This window comes from Chromobacterium sp. ASV23, assembly GCF_016428945.1.
GTDB classification, from domain to species: domain Bacteria; phylum Pseudomonadota; class Gammaproteobacteria; order Burkholderiales; family Chromobacteriaceae; genus Chromobacterium; species Chromobacterium sinusclupearum.
This window is the reverse complement of sequence record NZ_JAELTR010000010.1, coordinates 26,164-41,308: the sequence shown is the minus strand read 5'-3', so window position 1 is coordinate 41,308 and position 15,145 is coordinate 26,164. Positions and strand designations below refer to the sequence as shown.

Here is a 15,145-nt window from a genome sequence, read left to right as displayed (position 1 = left end):
GCAAAAACGGCCGCTAAAAAAATCAATGGCCGGAAACCTGTCTTTCCTCGAACCACACAAGGACCTTGTCGACCGCCTGGTCTATGGTCAGCTCCGTAGTATCGAGCAAAAAGGCGTCCGGCTCCTGGCGCAGAGGCGCTACCGGCCGGGCGGCATCGCGCGCGTCCCGATCGATAATGTCTTGCATAATCTGTGCGAGATTAGCAGATTCCCCCTTGCCGATCAACTGCTTATAACGGCGTTGCGCCCGCTCTTCGGCGCTGGCCGTCAAAAAAATCTTCAGCGCGGCGTCCGGAAACACCACCGATCCCATGTCGCGGCCATCGGTCACCAGCCCCGGCTCCAGCCGGAAATCGCGCTGGCGCTGCAATAGCGCGGCGCGCACCTTGGGCAGCGCGCCCACCTTCGAGGCGCCGATGCCGATCTCCTCGGCGCGGATATCCGCGCTGGCATCGTTGCCTTCCAGCCACACCGCGCCATCGGAGAACTCCACCGGCAAGGCGATGGCCGCCTCGGCCAGTTCCGCTTCATTGTCCCAGGCGATGCCATGGCGGCGCGCAAACAACGCCAGCAGGCGGTACAGCGAGCCGGAATCGAGGTAATGAAATGCGAGGCGCGCGGCAACCTCAGCCGCCACCGTGCCCTTGCCGGATGCGGAAGGACCGTCGATGGTTATCACCGGAACTGTCATGACAATCTGAATCCTGTGTGCAATCTTGATGAAGCCGCCGCGCCAAACAAAACGAACGGACGGCCAAACCGCGCATTGTAACGCAAGCGGCAATGGTTAAGTGGCCGGAATGGCGGCCGATGATTGCGCGCAGCCGGCGCGGGCGGTTACAGTGTTCCCTCACACCGTTCACAGCGCACAACTTCAAAGAATATGGAACAACTGCATCTTTCTCCACGCCCCCGTCTTTGCGGCGCCATCAAGCTGCCTGGCTCCAAGAGCATTTCCAACCGCACGCTGCTGCTGGCGGCGCTGTCGGGCGGCAGCACGCTGGTGCGCGACCTGCTGGATTCGGACGATATCCGCCACATGCTGGCGGCCTTGAAGCTGCTGGGCGTGAAGATCGAGCAGCAGGGCGACAGCCGCGACTTCCGCGTGCACGGCTGCGGCGGCGCCTTCCCGGTAAAAAACGCCGACCTGTTCCTTGGCAACGCAGGCACGGCCTTCCGCCCCCTGACCGCCGCGCTGGCGCTGATGAACGGCAATTACCAGTTATCCGGCGTGCCGCGCATGCACGAACGGCCGATCGGCGATCTGGTGGACGCCTTGAACGCCGCCGGCGCGCGCATCCAGTACCTGGGCCAGCCCGGCTTTCCGCCGCTGGCGATCGAGCCGGCGCCAGTGCGCTGCGTCGAGCCTATCCGCGTCAAGGGCGATGTTTCCAGCCAGTTTCTCACCGCCCTGCTCATGGCGCTGCCGCTGACCGGCGAACAAGCCGTCATCGAAGTGGCAGGCGAGCTGATTTCCAAACCGTACATCGAAATCACGCTGAACCTGATGGCGCGCTTTGGAGTGACGGTACAGCGCGAAGGCTGGCAGCGCTTCGTCATCGCCGGCGGCCAGCATTACATCTCGCCGGGCGAGGTCTACGTCGAAGGCGACGCCTCCAGCGCGTCCTACTTTCTGGCGGCAGGCGCGCTGGCGGGCGGCCCCATCCGGGTGGAAGGCGTCGGCTCGTCCAGCATTCAAGGCGACGTGCGCTTCGCCGAAGCGCTGGAGCGGATGGGCGCATCGATCAAGCGCGGCGACAACTGGATAGAGGCCCAGGCCGCCGGCAAGCTCAAGGCGATCGACCTGGACTGCAACCACATTCCGGATGCGGCGATGACGCTGGCGGTGGCCGCGCTGGCCGCCGACGGCACCACCACGCTGCGCAATATCGCCAGCTGGCGGGTGAAAGAAACCGATCGCCTGTCCGCCATGGCTGCCGAGCTGCGCAAGGTGGGCGCCGTGGTGGAAGAAGGCCCGGACTATATCCGCGTCACGCCGCCGGCCGAGCTGACGCCGAACGCCGAGATCGACACCTACGACGATCACCGGATGGCGATGTGCTTCTCCCTGGTCTCGCTCCTGGGCGCGCCCGTCATCATCAACGATCCGAAATGCGTGGCCAAGACCTTCCCCGATTACTTCGAGGCGCTGGCGGCGCTGCAGGCGCCATAATCACAATATATTGATGAATAAATCGATAGACTCCACAATATAGGCCTTGCAAAGGAGTCTATCGATGAGCGACCTGTTCCAGATGCGCCGCGATTTCATGCGGCGCTTCGACCTCCCCTCCCCCTCCCATCCGGAATTCCAGCCACAACAGCTGGCGATGTGGCAAGCCATGCTGGATGAAGAGCTGGCCGAGCTGCGCCAGGCGTTGGCCGACTATCGCCGCTTGCCCGAACAATCGCCCGAACAGCAGCGACACAGCCGCGCCGAGCTGGCCGCCGAGGCGGTCGACGTGCTCAATGTGGTATGCGGACTGCTGCTGTCGCAAGGCCTGCCGCTGGAGGCGATGTGCCAGGCGATACACGAGGCCAATCTGCGCAAATGCGTGGACGGCAAGGTGGTGCGCCGCGCCGACGGCAAAGTACTGAAACCGGAAGGCTGGCTGCCGGCCGACAAGCTGGGCGTGATCCGGCGCGCCGAAGCCGGCCCAGCCTGAGCCTCCCCATTTGAGTTGAATTAAGTCCAACTTAAGATTGGCGCGCTATGCTGACTCCATCTTCCACCAAGACAGGAGTCGACATGCTGCGCAATTCCGAGCTGAGCTACGGCCGCGTCGCCCGCGCCTTGCACTGGCTGTGCGCGCTGGCCGTGATACTCGCGCTGGTCTTCATCGAGCTGAAAGGCAACTTCCCCAAAGGCGACCCGGTCCGCAGCGGCCTGAGCTACGGCCACATCCAGGCCGGCCTGATCGTCCTGCTGCTGGTCATCCCGCGGCTGGCCTGGCGGCTGGGCAACCCGCCGCCGGCGATCGACCCCGCTCCGAGCGCCCTGATGAAGCTGCTGGCCCATGCCGGCCACTGGGCGCTGTACACGCTGATGCTGGCCCTGCCCATTCTGGGCATCGCCTTCATCCAGGCAGGCGGCCGCGAGGTGGCACTCTTCGGACTGGCGCTGCCCCAGCTGCTGTCGCCGGACCCAGCCCTGGGCAAGCAATTGAAGAACATCCATGAACTGCTGGGCAATGTCTTGCTGTGGCTGAGCATCCTGCACGCCGCCGCCGCGGTCTGGCACCATGCCGTGGTCAAAGACAACACCGTCACCCGTCTGATCGGCCCCTTGCGCTGAAGCTCAAGCACGCGCCAGGCTGGAGCCTCGCGCCACCAGCCGGCCGGCCAGCACCACCTTGCGCGGCGGCCGCTCCGGCTGCCGCAGCCGCTCCAGCAGCATTTCCATCGCCACTCGGCCGATCTCCTCCACCGGCTGCTCGATCACCGTCATGCCCGGCTCGGCCAATTCCGTCCAGCTATCGTTGTCGAAACCGGCCATCGCCAGCCGCTGCGGCACGGCCACGCCAGCGGCGCGCACCGCCTTGGCCGCGCCCAACAGCAGCAGGCCGTTGCTGGCGACCAGCGCTTCCGGCGGCGCCGCCTCCCGCAACCACGCCGCCAGCTCGGCCTGGGCAGCCGCGGCGCTGGGCGCGACAAAGCGCGCCGCCACCGGCAGCCCCGCTCGCTGCAGAGCCTCGGCGAAGCCGGCATGGCGCTCCGCTCCGGTGCTGCTGGTATTGCCGAACAAGCCGCCGATGCGGCGATAACCGCGCTCCAGCAGATGTTCCACCAGCTGCGCCGCCGCCAGCCGGTTGTCCAGCAGCACCGCGTCGCAGCGGGCCGCCGCGCCGGCGCGGTCTATCATCACCACCGGAAAACCCAGCTCGGCCGTATCCAGCGCATCCGCCGTGGCGCGGGTGGCGGCGAAAATCACCCCGCTCACCCTCTCCTCCTGCATCAGCCTGAGGTACATCGCCTCCTTGTCCGGGTTCTCGTCGGTATTGCACAAAATCACCCGCATCCCGGCGCGATAGGCCACATCCTCTACCGCGCGGCCCACCGCGGTGAAAAAGGGATTGCAGATGTCCGACACGATCAAGCCGACGGTGCGGGTGTGCTGCGAGCGCAAACGGCGCGCGGAAAGATTGGGCCGATAGCCGCACTGGGCGACCGCCGCCTCCACCTTGGCGCGCAAGGCCGGGCTGACCGGCCCATTGCCCAGCGCGCGCGATACGGTGGCCACGGATACGCCGGCCAACAGGGCCACATCCTTGATGCTGGTAGTCATGGCATGAGAAAACGTTTTCAATCGATAGCCGCGATGCTGCACCAGTCCTGAAGCGCTGGCAAGTCGGCCATGATCTTGGATTTGCAAAAACCCTTTATTTTTCAGACTTAGGTCAAACACTCTGGATTGACAGTCGGAATGTAATCGTTTTCAATGCCTGCCATATCGAGTCCGAGAATGAGGTCCGCACCGTGTCCGACGCCCTGCTCAATCCGCAACTGATCCGCCTGGGCTGCCGCCCCGCCAGCAAGGAGGCCGCCATCCGCGAGGCCGGCCAGATGCTGGCCGACGCAGGCTGCATCGCCCCCGACTACCTAGACAGCCTGCTCAGACGCGAGGCGGTGGCCAATACCTATCTGGGCAATGGCATCGCCATCCCGCACGGCATGGTGGAAGACCGCGCGCTGGTGCTGCGCACCGGCATCGCCATTCTGCAAATCCCGGACGGACTGGAATGGAACCCCGGCCAGCGCACGCATCTGCTGTGCGCCATCGCCGCCCGTTCCGACGACCATCTGGCCATGCTGCGCCAGCTGACCCGGCTGCTGCAGGATGAGGCCAAGCTGCTGCCGCTATTCGTCACGCAGGACAGCAACGACCTGGTCGCCGCGCTGCGCCAGCCGGAAGACAATCTGCCGCCGGACGCCGAGGCCCACGATCTGGACGTGTGCGAGGAGTGGCGGCTGGACTACCCCAACGGCCTGCACGCCCGCCCGGCCGCGCTATGGGTGGAGGCTGCGCGGCGCAGCGCGGCGCAGCTGCAGGTGCGCCACGGCAACGCCACGGCCGACGCCAAGAATCTGATCTCGCTGCTGCAACTGGGCCTGCGCCAGGGCGATCTGGTAGCCGTATCCGGCCGCGGTCCGCAGGCTGAAGACGGCGTGCGCCAATTGTTGCGGGCGATGCGCGAAGCCAGCTTGTCGGAGCAGACCGCCGCCGCCATCGCCGCCCAACGCGCAGCGGCGCAGCGCCCGCGCGCCGGCTGGCAGCCCGCGGGACAATTGATCTCGCTGCCCGGCATCGCCGCCAGCCCTGGCCTCGCCATCGGCACCGTGCGCGTCCTGGCCAGCCAGCTGCTGCAAGTGCCGGATCGCCCGATCAGCCTGGCAGAAGGCGGCGACCGGCTGCACGAGGCATTGGCCGCCACCCGGCGCCAGCTGTCGCAACTGGCAGACGCCACTCAGGCCACGCTGGGCGCGGCCGAGGCAGGCATCTTCCGCGCCCAGTCCGAGCTGCTGAACGACACCGATCTGATCACCCTGAGCTGCCAGTTGATGGTGGCCGGCCACGGCGTGGAATGGGCCTGGCACCAGGCGGTGGAACGATTGGCCGAAAAAATATCCGCGCTGGGCAACCCACTGCTGGCGGCACGCGCCGCAGACTTGCGCGACGTCGGCCGCCGCGTGCTGTTCCAGCTTGACCCATCGCTGCAAGGCCACGCGCCCGCCGAATTCGGCGCGGATACCCTGCTGCTGGCCGCCGATCTGGCGCCGTCGGACACCGCCAGCCTGGACCTGTCCCGCATCAAGGGCCTAGCCACCGCCCACGGCGGCCCCACCGCCCACACCGCCATCCTGGCGCGCACGCTGGGCCTGCCTGCCTTAGTCGCCGCCGGGCCGGCCTTGTTGGACGTGGCCGACGGCAGCCCGGCCATCCTGGACGGCGATAGCGGCCGGCTGTACCTGAACCCAGGCGAAGCCGATCTCGCCTCCGCCCGGGCCTGGCAGCAACAGCAGCGCGAAGCGCGCGAAAAACAGCAGGCGGAACGACAGCAGCCAGGCCAAACCGCCGACGGCAAGCGCATCGAGATCGCCGCCAATATCAATCGGCCGGATCAGACTGCCGCCGCGCTGGAAGCCGGCGCCGAAGGCGTGGGCCTGATGCGCACCGAGTTCCTGTTCCTGGAGCGCGACTCCGCGCCCAATGAGGAAGAACAGCTGCAAACCTACCAGGCGATGCAACTGGCGCTGCAAGGCCGGCCGCTGATCGTCCGCGCGCTGGACATAGGCGGCGACAAGCAGGTGCCGTATCTGAACCTGCCGCGCGAGGACAACCCCTTCCTCGGCATGCGCGGCGCGCGGCTGCTGCTGTCGCGCCGCGAGCTGCTGGAGCCGCAACTGCGCGCGCTGTACCGCGCCGCCAAAAACGGCAAGCCGCTGTCCATCATGTTCCCGATGATCAGCTCGCTGAAGGAGATCACCCGCCTCAAAGGCATCTGCGAGAGCCTGCGCAAGGAGCTGGACGCGCCGCAAGTGCCCATCGGCATCATGGTGGAAGTGCCGGCCGCCGCCCTGCTGGCCGACCAACTGGCGCCCTACGTCGATTTCTTCTCCATCGGCACCAATGATCTGACTCAATACGCGCTGGCCATGGACCGCCAGCATCCGGAACTGGCGGCCGAGGCCGACAGCCTGCACCCGGCCGTATTGCGGCTGATCCGCCAGACCGTGCAGGGCGCCGCGGCGCACGGCCGCTGGGTGGGTGTGTGCGGCGGCATCGCCGGCGATCCGCTGGGCGCGGCCGTGCTGACCGGCCTGGGCGTCAACGAGCTATCGATGAGTCCGCACGATATCGCCGCCGTCAAAGCCATGCTGCGCCGCCACCACTACGTCCGGCTGCAGGACCTGGCCGAGCAGGCCCTGGCCTGCGACAGCGCCGACGAAGTGCGGCAATTGCTGGAGACGCTGGCATGAGCGGCGCTCTTCATACCATCACCGCCAACCCGGCGCTGGATCAGACCGTCACGCTGGACGCCTTGAACATAGGCGCCGTCAACCTGGCGCGCGCCGCCTCGGTCAACGCCGGCGGCAAGGGGGTCAATGTGGCCAGCTGCCTGGCCGACTGGGGGCTGCGCGCCTGCGCCCACGGCCTGCTCGGCCGCGACAACGCCGCGCCGTTCGAACAGCTATTCGCCGACAAGCGCATAGACGACCGCATGCTGCGCGTGGCCGGCGCGACGCGCACCAATATCAAGCTGGCCGACCTGAGCCGCGGCGACACCACCGACATCAACCTGCCCGGCCCCGCAACCGGCGAGGCCGACCTGCAGGCGCTGGCGGCCGGCTTGGACCATATTGCCGCCGGCGAAATCGCCATCTTGGCCGGCAGCCTGCCGCCCGGCCTGCCTGCCGACGCCTGGGCGAGGCTGTGCCGCCAACTGAAGCGGCAAGGCGCCTGGGTATTGCTGGACAGCAGCGGTCCGGCGCTGGCGGCCGCCTTAGCCAATCCGCCGCCAGCGCTGCCGGACTGCATCAAACCAAACCGCGAGGAACTGGAGCAATGGGCAGGCCGCGAACTGCCCACGCTGAACGACGTCGCGCAGTGCGCCCAGGCCTTGCAAAAACTTGGCATCGATCGCGTCATCGTGTCGCTGGGCGAACAAGGCGCCCTGTTGATAGACGGCCAACAGACACTGCTGGCCAGTCTGCCGCCGCAGCGTCCCTTGAGCACGGTCGGCGCCGGCGACGCCTTGGTCGCCGGCCTCGCCGCCGCTCGCCATCAGGCGCTGGGCGCGGAAGACAGCCTGCGGCTGGCGGTAGCCTTCGCCGCCGCCAAACTGCAACGCGTCGGCCCTCACCTGCCGCCGCCGCAACATATCCAAGCGCTGGCCGCCGCCGTCAGCCTGAAAAAGCTCGAGGCGGCCTGAGGCCGCCCTATCGATAAAGGGGAGAGACATGAGCATCGTCGCCATCATCCGCTCCGGCGAACGCAGCACCCAGGCCAGGCTTGCCGCCGAAGCGCTGCGCCAGGCCGCGCAAAAACACGGTCAAGGCATAGCGATTGAAATCGACGGCCACCCCGCCCTGGCTGCCGAACAGCTGACCGGCGCGCGCCAGGTGCTGCTGGTGGACAGCCCGGACGACGGCCGCTTCGGCCAACTGCCGGTCCGCCACGCCACACTGGACCAAGTGCTGGCCGATCCGGCGGCGCAACTGTCCGCCGCCGCATCCGGCCCATCGCTGAAAATCGTGGCCATCACCGGCTGCCCCACCGGCATCGCCCACACCTTCATGGCGGCGGAAGGCTTGACCCAGGCCGCCAAGGCCCTGGGACACGCCATCCGGGTGGAAACCCAGGGCTCAGTCGGCGCGCAGAGCGCGTTGACCGCCGCGGAGATCGCCGCCGCCGACTTGGTGGTGATCGCCGCCGATACCCAGGTGCAACTGGACCGCTTCCAAGGCAAGCGCCTGTTCAAGAGCGGCACCAAGGCCGCCATCGGCGACGGCAAGGGCCTGCTCCGCCGCGCCATCGCCGAGGCGCAACCGTGGGGCGAGGCGAACAACGCCGCAAACCCCGCCAAAACAGCCGCGCCGGAAAAGTCGAAGGACGGCCCTTACCGCCACCTGATGACCGGCGTGTCCTTCATGCTGCCCTTCGTCACCGCCGGCGGCATCCTGATCGCGCTCGCCTTCGCCCTGGGCGGCATCTACGCCTTCGACGACGCGCACAAGGGCACGCTGGCCTGGTCGCTGTTCCAGATCGGGGCCAAGTCCGCCTTTGCGCTGATGGTGCCGATACTGGCCGGCTATATCGCCTACTCCATCGCCGACCGCCCCGGCATCGCGCCCGGCATGGTGGGCGGCATGCTGGCCGCCAGCCTGGGTTCCGGCTTTCTCGGCGGCATCGTGGCCGGCTTCATCGCCGGCTACGCCACGCGCGAGCTGAACCGCCGCATCCAGCTTGGCCAGCATCTGGACGGTTTGAAGCCCGTGCTGATCCTGCCGGTGCTCGGTTCGCTGCTGACCGGCCTGCTGATGATCTACGTGGTGGGCCAGCCTGTCGCCGCGCTGCTGTCGGCGCTGACCGATGCGCTGAAAGGCATGCAGGGCAGCAGCGCGCTGGCATTGGGTGCGCTGCTGGGCGCGATGATGGCCTTCGACATGGGCGGCCCGGTCAACAAGGCGGCTTACGCCTTTGCCACCGGCCTGATCGCCAGCCAGGTATACACGCCGATGGCCGCGGTGATGGCCGCCGGCATGACGCCGCCGCTGGGACTGGCCCTGGCCACCCGACTGTTCCGCGACCGCTTCACCGTGGACGAGCAGGAAGCCGGCAAGGCGGCCGGCGTGCTGGGCCTCGCCTTCATCAGCGAAGGCGCCATCCCGTTTGCCGCGCGCGACCCGCTGCGGGTGATCCCTGCGCTGATGACCGGTTCCGCGCTGGCCGGCGCCATCTCCATGACCATGGGCGTAGAGCTGAAAGTGCCGCACGGCGGCGTATTCGTGCTGCCCATCCCGAATGCGGTGGAGCATCTGCTGAGCTATTTGGTGGCGCTGGCCGCCGGCACCGCCGTCACCGCGCTGATGCTGCGGCTATTGAAAAAGCCGGCAGTGCCAGCCTAAAGAAACACAAGGGCGCACATGCAATGCGGCGCCAGGGCGCCGCATTGTTCATTTGCTGACCGGATACACGCCATCGCCAAACGGCGCGGCGCGGAATGCATCCAGCGCCTCGGCCTGCCGCGATAATTTATCCAGCCTCGGATAAGGCCCGCCCGGCACGATGTCCGGGACCACCTGCCGGCTGAAATGCCAGGCGACGGCCGTCGACAGCAAGGACTGGTCGATGGTGTCGCCGCGCAAGGATTGCGGCACTTCCAGCTCCTTCTCCAGCGCGTCGAAGGCGGCCAGCAATTGGCCGCCGATCCGGTCCAGCCAGGGCTGGTACACATTGCGCGCCGGCCGCAACTGGCGCTCGTACACCACCTGCACGCTCTTTTCGCAAGCCGCCAAGGCCAAGCCCACGCGGCGCCAGGCCGCCAGCCTGGCTTGCGGCTCCATCGGCATCAGGCTGCGCGACGACAACCCTTCCGCATACTCGAGAATCAGCGTCGAATCCATCAGGATGGTGCCGTCATCGCACACCAGCGTCGGCGCCTTGACCACAGGATTGATCTCATGAAAACGGTCGAAGCCGCTGAACACCGACACCGACTGGTGCTCGAACGGCAACTCCAGCAATTGCAGCGAAATGGCGACGCGCCGCACGAAGGGGGAATCCAGCATGCCTATCAGTTTCATGATTTTTCTCCAGCGTGGGGAAAAACGACAGTCCTCGGCCAAGGTCCCGTCAATTCAGCAAGCGGGGCGGGATGAGCGTCAGACAAAGCCGACATCGGCTATCCAGTTGCGCGCCCGCCGCGCCAACCTCTCCGCCTCGCTCTCGCCGTCGAACGACACATCCAGCGCGGCGCTGATCGGCAGATCAGGCGTTTCAAACGCATTGACGCTGACCACGGCGTACAGCCGGCCGTCGATTTCGCTGCTGACCAAGGGAACGACGCCGCAATCGGAGCAAATGTGAAAATCGGCGGTGGCGGTGCCGAAACGGTAGCGCGACACCCGCTGCGGGTCGCGCATCGTTACCGCCAAGCCAGCCGCGGGGGCCGCAGTCCACACGCCGCCATGCTTGCGGCAAAAGCTACAGCCGCAGCGGCGGGCGGGAATGGACTGCGCATCAGGCCAATCGAGGTCGAAAGAAATATTGCCGCAGTGGCAACTGCCGTGAATCCGCATGGAACGCTCCGCAATGTGGCATCTTGCGCCAATAATGCGCAAAGCATATCACGCAATTTGCGCGGCGATTCGTTCAGCGCTGCGTCAACACCTTGCGCACATCCCGCGCGGCCTTCAGCGGCGTGCCGGAAAAATTGGTGGCGGCAAAGTGGCCGGCCTGGCGCGACGCCGTGGACAGGGCGGCGCCGGAAGCACAGCCCACTTCCAAGGCTCGGCGCATCACGGCAATCGGCGCGGCGTCGCCGTCGGGCAGCTGCTGCTGCAGATTACGCCCCATTTCCAGCCACAACTTCTCGACCGCCAGCATCAGTTCTCGCTGGGTATCGGCCTGGGCCTGCCATAAGGCGGCTCCAGCCAGCAAGCTGCCGTCCACGCGGCGCTCCACTTCCCCTTTCGACAAGGAGAAGCTTGGGGCCAGCGGCCACAGCCAGTGGCGATAGACTTCCTCCTGCGCCTCCAGCCAGCGTTTGTGCCCGCTTTCCATCGCGCCGCAACAGCTTTCCACCGCATCGACCAGCAAGCTGACCATGGAACCTCCTCATCAGACGGCGCCAAGCGCCTTAAGCCGCGGATTGCGGACAGGGAAGCCGCCAAACCGCCAGCAGCTCCCGCAACAGGGTTTCCAGCACCGGATCGCCATCGCGGTCCGCCGGATAGACAAACTGCAGGTCGGCGGTCTTGCGCAGCTCCGGCACTAGCCAGATGCGACCGCTGGCATGCCAGGCCAGCGCGTCCTCCTCCCGCACCAGGGCCACGCCGACGCCGGCTGCCACCAGCTCCAGAATAACCGACAGGTGGTCGCTCTCGGCGACTTTCTTGGGGGAGATATTGAGTTCGCGCCACAACTCGGCCGTGATCTTGGACAGACTGGAAAACTGCGAAATGCCAACCCAGGGCAGCTTGCCCAATTCCTTGAGCCTGCCCTCGGCCAATTGGCCGGCCCAGGCCGCCGGCAGCGCGACGCGGAAAGCCAGCGTCTGCAACGGCACGGTGTTGACGTTCATATACGGGTTCTTGCCCAGGTAGAAGCCGGCATCCAGCTCTTTCTTGCGCACCAGATTGAGCACATCCACCGAAACGCCGTGGCTCAGCTGCACTTCCAGCAGCGGATACTTGTCCACCAGCGCCGCCACCCACGGGCCCAGCCGCAGAACGTCGGGCATCAGGGTCACGCCTATCCTGGCCTGGCCCGCCAGTTGGCCCTTGAGCTCGCGCGCGTGATGGATGATGTCGCGCGCCGCCGTCAGCACGCCCTGCGCCTGCGGCAGCAGCTCCTGGCCCGCGCGCGTCAGGCTGACGCCGCCGGCGCTGCGCTCGAACAACGGCATGCCCACTTCTTCTTCCAGCGCCTTGATCTGCGCCGTCACTGCCGGTTGCGACAGGTGCAACAGTTCGGCTGCCTGCGTCAAGTGGCCCTGCTGAGCCACCGTGACAAAGGTCCGCAACTGGTAGATTTCCATGCTCTCCCCTGTTTCTTCCACTGCCCGGGCCGCGTCGTAGCCGCGCGTCGACTGGATAGGCCAAACGCCGTCTAGGCTAGCACAGGGTTCCGCCTCCGCTCAAAGACAAACCGCCTGCCACAATGCATGTAGACAGGCGGTTTGCTCATGGCGCGCGCAGGTCGGCGGCCTTAATCGTCGTCGTCCTGCATCCAGCTTGGCGCGCGCTTGGCCAGGAAGGCCGCCACGCCTTCCACTTGCTCGTCGCCGCCGATCAGGTTCAGAGTGGCGGCGCGCTCGCGCTTCAGATGTTCGTCCAGCGTCAGATTCGGGCTGTCCTCTATCAGTTTGCGCGCGGCGGCGACCGAGCTCGGCGCCTGGCTGGCGACTTTGTTGGCCAGGCTGACCGCGACGATCTTGGCGAAGCCCTGATCGACGACCTCCTCGATCAAGCCGATCTGCAGCGCCTGCTCGGCGCTGACCTGCTCGCCGCCCAGAATGATGCGCTTGGCCCAGGACACGCCCACCTTGTCGGCCAGGGTCTTGGTGCCGCCGGCGGCCGGAATCAGGCCGACCTTGGCTTCCGGCAGCCCCAGCTTGGCGCCGCGCTCGGCGATGATGTAGTCGCACACCAGCGCGCACTCCAGGCCGCCGCCCAGGGCGAAGCCATTGACCGCCGCCACGGTGACGCCGCGGTAATTGCGAATCGCCTGCAGCGCATTGGCGAAGGCCTGCAACAAGACATCCGCTTCCGCCTTATTCCCCGAAGCGAATTGCTTCAAATCCGCTCCGGCAGAAAAAAACGTATCGCCGGCGCCGGTAATCACCACCGAACGCACGCCGTCGTCAGCGTTCAACGCCTGCAGCGTCGAGGCCAATTCGTTGAGACCGTCGGTCGTCAGCAAATTGGCAGGCAGGTTGGAAAGCGTGACGATGGCTGATTTGCCCAGCCGTTCAAGTGTTAAATACCTGGCCATATTGTGTTCCTCACTGTATCCCCGTTTTCTTTCGTTGGCAGTCCGGACCGCCCCGAGCGGCGCGAGAGCGCGCCGACCGCTCCCAATGCGCGGTCCGAATCTGGGCCGGAAGTACGTGTCGCCTGCTGGCGGCATCGCCTCCCTGTTTCGCCCGACGTGACATTTTCTTTGCAAACTGTCCTTTTGGCCAGTAGGCGAAACAATTATATCCAACCTTTTTTGTAGAATGTTCGTTTCAACAATGCCAAAAAGAATCCACCAGCGGCTGGCTCACCCGCGCGTCAAGCCCAAGCGGCCGGCCCTGCATCTTCGTCATGCCGCTCTGTTACCATAGAGCTTTCATCCACGATTTGCGGCATGATCGAAACCAATTTCTGGATTCTGCTGGCGGCCGGCCTGCTGGGCGGCGGCCATTGCGTCGGCATGTGCGGCGGCATCGTCGCCGCCCTCACCCTGCAGCAGCCCGCGGGCGCGGCGCGTTGGCGCGTGCTGGCCGGCTACAATCTGGGCCGGCTCGCCAGCTATACCCTAATCGGCGCCCTGCTGGGCGGGCTCGCCTCCGCCGGACTGAGCCTGGCCTCATCCCACCCCTACCAACTGGCATTGCTGGCCCTGGCCAATCTGATGCTGGTGGCCATGGGTCTGTATCTGGCGGGCTTCGGCCAGGCCATCATCTTGCTGGAAAAAATGGGACAGCCGGTCTGGCGGCGCCTGCAGCCGCTGGTAGGCAGGCTGTTGCCGGTGCGCAGCATAGCCGGCGCGCTGGCGGTGGGCGCGGTATGGGGCTGGCTGCCCTGCGGCCTGGTGTACAGCGCGTCGATCTCGGCATTGGCCAGCGGCTCGGCCTGGCATGGCGCCGGCTTGATGCTGGCCTTCGGCCTGGGCACCTTGCCCAACCTGCTGCTGATGGGTGTCTTCGCCGACGGCTTGCGCCGCTGGATGCAACAACGCCCAATACGGCTGGCGGCCGGACTGGGCGTGGCGGGAATCGGCGTTTGGCGCCTGATTCAACTTGTCAGCGGAACGATTTCATGATGGTCTCCACGTTGTAGCGCATCAGCTGCAAATAACTGGCAGCCGGGCCCTTGGGGCCAGACAGCGCGTCGGCGTATAGCTTGCCGCCGATCTGCACCTTGGCTTCGGTGGACAGTTGCTTCAGCAGGCGCGCGTCGGTCATGTTCTCCATGAACACCGCCTTGACGTGCTCATTGCGCACTTGGCGCGTCAGTTGCGCCACGCCCTTGGCCGAGGCTTCGGATTCGGTGCTGACGCCCTGGATCGCCAGCACCTGCAGCTGGTAATGTTCGCCCAGGTAGCCAAAAGCGTCATGCGACGTCAACATCTTGCGCTTGGCCGCCGGCACGCTGGCGAACTGCTGCTTGGCCCAGTCGTCCAGCGCCTGCACCTTGGCCGCGTATTCGCTGGCGCGGCGCTGGTATTCGGCCTTGCCGGCAGGATCGGCCTGGATCAGGCCGGCGCTGATATTGCGGATATAGGTCTGCACCCGCGACGGATCATGCCAGGCATGCGGATCGACGTCGCCATGATCATGGTCGTGATCGCCTTCGGCATGTTCCTCTTCCGGCGCCTGGCGGGTCTTGATGCCCTTGGACGCCACCACGGTCACGCCGCGGAAATTGGCGGCCTTGTCCAGCCGAGACATCCAGCCTTCCAGACCCAGGCCGTTCACCACCAGCACTTTGGCGGCGGACACTTTCTTGATATCAGCCGGAGACGGCTGAAACACGTGCGCGTCCTGATCCGGACCGACCAAGGACACCACTTCCACGCGGTCGCCGCCGATTTCGCGGGTCATATCGGCGATGATGCTGAAACTGGCCACCACCGGCAGCTTGGCCAGCGCCAAGGCCGGCATGCCCAGCAGCAATAATGCGGCTAGAGTCTTCTTCATGAGGCTTCTCCTTCGGT

15 protein-coding genes are annotated in these 15,145 nt (G+C 66.2%); 7 read left to right on the top strand and 8 right to left on the bottom strand.

Annotated elements, in window-relative coordinates:
- Positions 1 to 22: 22 nt before the first annotated feature.
- The gene (gene cmk, locus JHD59_RS06665) at positions 23 to 691 is read right to left on the bottom strand and encodes a (d)CMP kinase (protein WP_103316904.1); all 669 of its coding nucleotides are present in this window, start codon (positions 689 to 691) and stop codon (positions 23 to 25) included.
- 192 nt (positions 692 to 883) lie between these two features.
- Here cmk and aroA point away from each other — a divergent pair, with 192 nt between their 5' ends.
- The 3 genes from aroA (at position 884) to JHD59_RS06650 (ending at position 3,295) form a co-directional block, all read left to right on the top strand.
- The gene (gene aroA / locus JHD59_RS06660) at positions 884 to 2,173 is read left to right on the top strand and encodes a 3-phosphoshikimate 1-carboxyvinyltransferase (protein WP_199153653.1); all 1,290 of its coding nucleotides are present in this window, start codon (positions 884 to 886) and stop codon (positions 2,171 to 2,173) included.
- A gap of 64 nt (positions 2,174 to 2,237) precedes the next feature.
- Positions 2,238 to 2,666 carry a nucleoside triphosphate pyrophosphohydrolase family protein gene (locus JHD59_RS06655; protein ID WP_199153652.1) on the top strand — a complete coding sequence of 143 codons (429 nt, stop codon included), beginning with the start codon at positions 2,238 to 2,240 and terminating at the stop codon, positions 2,664 to 2,666.
- Positions 2,667 to 2,749: 83 nt separating this feature from the next.
- Positions 2,750 to 3,295, top strand: a complete 546-nt coding sequence (locus JHD59_RS06650; protein WP_199153650.1) for a cytochrome b — start codon at positions 2,750 to 2,752, stop codon at positions 3,293 to 3,295.
- Between the two features lie 3 nt (positions 3,296 to 3,298).
- Here JHD59_RS06650 and JHD59_RS06645 read toward each other — a convergent pair whose 3' ends face one another.
- Positions 3,299 to 4,285: a LacI family DNA-binding transcriptional regulator gene (locus tag JHD59_RS06645; RefSeq protein WP_199153648.1), complete on the bottom strand. Its 987-nt coding sequence runs from the start codon at positions 4,283 to 4,285 to the stop codon at positions 3,299 to 3,301.
- Between the two features lie 191 nt (positions 4,286 to 4,476).
- On the opposite strand from JHD59_RS06645, the gene ptsP reads away from it, so the two are divergent.
- Genes ptsP through JHD59_RS06630 form a run of 3 tightly spaced genes read left to right on the top strand, consistent with a single transcriptional unit; the run spans position 4,477 to position 9,627 of the window.
- Complete coding sequence (gene ptsP / locus JHD59_RS06640; protein WP_199153646.1) at positions 4,477 to 6,978, top strand: phosphoenolpyruvate--protein phosphotransferase; 2,502 nt, start codon at positions 4,477 to 4,479, stop codon at positions 6,976 to 6,978.
- Positions 6,975 to 7,931 (top strand): 1-phosphofructokinase, encoded by a 957-nt coding sequence (gene pfkB, locus JHD59_RS06635; RefSeq protein WP_199153645.1) that lies wholly within the window; start codon positions 6,975 to 6,977, stop codon positions 7,929 to 7,931. The genes ptsP and pfkB overlap by 4 nt, the downstream gene beginning before the upstream one ends.
- Before the next feature lie 28 nt (positions 7,932 to 7,959).
- Positions 7,960 to 9,627 carry a PTS fructose transporter subunit IIC gene (locus tag JHD59_RS06630; RefSeq protein ID WP_199153644.1) on the top strand — a complete coding sequence of 556 codons (1,668 nt, stop codon included), beginning with the start codon at positions 7,960 to 7,962 and terminating at the stop codon, positions 9,625 to 9,627.
- 48 nt (positions 9,628 to 9,675) lie between these two features.
- Here the strand turns inward: JHD59_RS06630 and JHD59_RS06625 are convergent, their stop codons facing one another.
- The 5 genes from JHD59_RS06625 to JHD59_RS06605 form a co-directional block, all read right to left on the bottom strand.
- The gene (locus JHD59_RS06625; RefSeq protein ID WP_103316919.1) at positions 9,676 to 10,305 is read right to left on the bottom strand and encodes a glutathione S-transferase; all 630 of its coding nucleotides are present in this window, start codon (positions 10,303 to 10,305) and stop codon (positions 9,676 to 9,678) included.
- Positions 10,306 to 10,383: 78 nt separating this feature from the next.
- Entirely contained in the window at positions 10,384 to 10,644 is a 261-nt protein-coding gene (locus JHD59_RS22740) for a hypothetical protein (RefSeq protein ID WP_233163922.1), read from the bottom strand.
- Between the two features lie 229 nt (positions 10,645 to 10,873).
- The gene (locus JHD59_RS06615) at positions 10,874 to 11,329 is read right to left on the bottom strand and encodes a hypothetical protein (protein WP_103316923.1); all 456 of its coding nucleotides are present in this window, start codon (positions 11,327 to 11,329) and stop codon (positions 10,874 to 10,876) included.
- Between the two features lie 31 nt (positions 11,330 to 11,360).
- Complete coding sequence (locus JHD59_RS06610; protein ID WP_199153642.1) at positions 11,361 to 12,260, bottom strand: LysR family transcriptional regulator; 900 nt, start codon at positions 12,258 to 12,260, stop codon at positions 11,361 to 11,363.
- A 170-nt stretch (positions 12,261 to 12,430) separates the two neighbouring features.
- Positions 12,431 to 13,216 (bottom strand): enoyl-CoA hydratase, encoded by a 786-nt coding sequence (locus JHD59_RS06605; RefSeq protein WP_199153641.1) that lies wholly within the window; start codon positions 13,214 to 13,216, stop codon positions 12,431 to 12,433.
- Positions 13,217 to 13,573: 357 nt separating this feature from the next.
- Between JHD59_RS06605 and JHD59_RS06600 the strand changes: the two genes are divergently transcribed.
- Positions 13,574 to 14,251, top strand: coding sequence for a sulfite exporter TauE/SafE family protein (locus JHD59_RS06600; RefSeq protein WP_199153640.1), 678 nt, complete (start codon positions 13,574 to 13,576; stop codon positions 14,249 to 14,251).
- Here JHD59_RS06600 and JHD59_RS06595 read toward each other — a convergent pair.
- Positions 14,232 to 15,128, bottom strand: a complete 897-nt coding sequence (locus JHD59_RS06595) for a metal ABC transporter substrate-binding protein (RefSeq protein WP_103316931.1) — start codon at positions 15,126 to 15,128, stop codon at positions 14,232 to 14,234. The genes JHD59_RS06600 and JHD59_RS06595 overlap by 20 nt on opposite strands.
- Positions 15,129 to 15,145 lie beyond the last annotated feature (17 nt).

What these genes read in the sequence shown, in the direction of transcription:
- cmk (WP_103316904.1), bottom strand. Translation starts at nt 691, where the DNA reads ATGACAGTTCCGGTGATAACCATCGACGGTCCTTCCGCATCCGGCAAG.
- aroA (WP_199153653.1), top strand. Translation starts at nt 884, where the DNA reads ATGGAACAACTGCATCTTTCTCCACGCCCCCGTCTTTGCGGCGCCATC.
- JHD59_RS06655 (WP_199153652.1), top strand. Translation starts at nt 2,238, where the DNA reads ATGAGCGACCTGTTCCAGATGCGCCGCGATTTCATGCGGCGCTTCGAC.
- JHD59_RS06650 (WP_199153650.1), top strand. Translation starts at nt 2,750, where the DNA reads ATGCTGCGCAATTCCGAGCTGAGCTACGGCCGCGTCGCCCGCGCCTTG.
- JHD59_RS06645 (WP_199153648.1), bottom strand. Translation starts at nt 4,285, where the DNA reads ATGACTACCAGCATCAAGGATGTGGCCCTGTTGGCCGGCGTATCCGTG.
- pfkB (WP_199153645.1), top strand. Translation starts at nt 6,975, where the DNA reads ATGAGCGGCGCTCTTCATACCATCACCGCCAACCCGGCGCTGGATCAG.
- JHD59_RS06630 (WP_199153644.1), top strand. Translation starts at nt 7,960, where the DNA reads ATGAGCATCGTCGCCATCATCCGCTCCGGCGAACGCAGCACCCAGGCC.
- JHD59_RS06625 (WP_103316919.1), bottom strand. Translation starts at nt 10,305, where the DNA reads ATGAAACTGATAGGCATGCTGGATTCCCCCTTCGTGCGGCGCGTCGCC.
- JHD59_RS22740 (WP_233163922.1), bottom strand. Translation starts at nt 10,644, where the DNA reads ATGCGCGACCCGCAGCGGGTGTCGCGCTACCGTTTCGGCACCGCCACC.
- JHD59_RS06615 (WP_103316923.1), bottom strand. Translation starts at nt 11,329, where the DNA reads ATGGTCAGCTTGCTGGTCGATGCGGTGGAAAGCTGTTGCGGCGCGATG.
- JHD59_RS06610 (WP_199153642.1), bottom strand. Translation starts at nt 12,260, where the DNA reads ATGGAAATCTACCAGTTGCGGACCTTTGTCACGGTGGCTCAGCAGGGC.
- JHD59_RS06605 (WP_199153641.1), bottom strand. Translation starts at nt 13,216, where the DNA reads ATGGCCAGGTATTTAACACTTGAACGGCTGGGCAAATCAGCCATCGTC.
- JHD59_RS06600 (WP_199153640.1), top strand. Translation starts at nt 13,574, where the DNA reads ATGATCGAAACCAATTTCTGGATTCTGCTGGCGGCCGGCCTGCTGGGC.
- JHD59_RS06595 (WP_103316931.1), bottom strand. Translation starts at nt 15,128, where the DNA reads ATGAAGAAGACTCTAGCCGCATTATTGCTGCTGGGCATGCCGGCCTTG.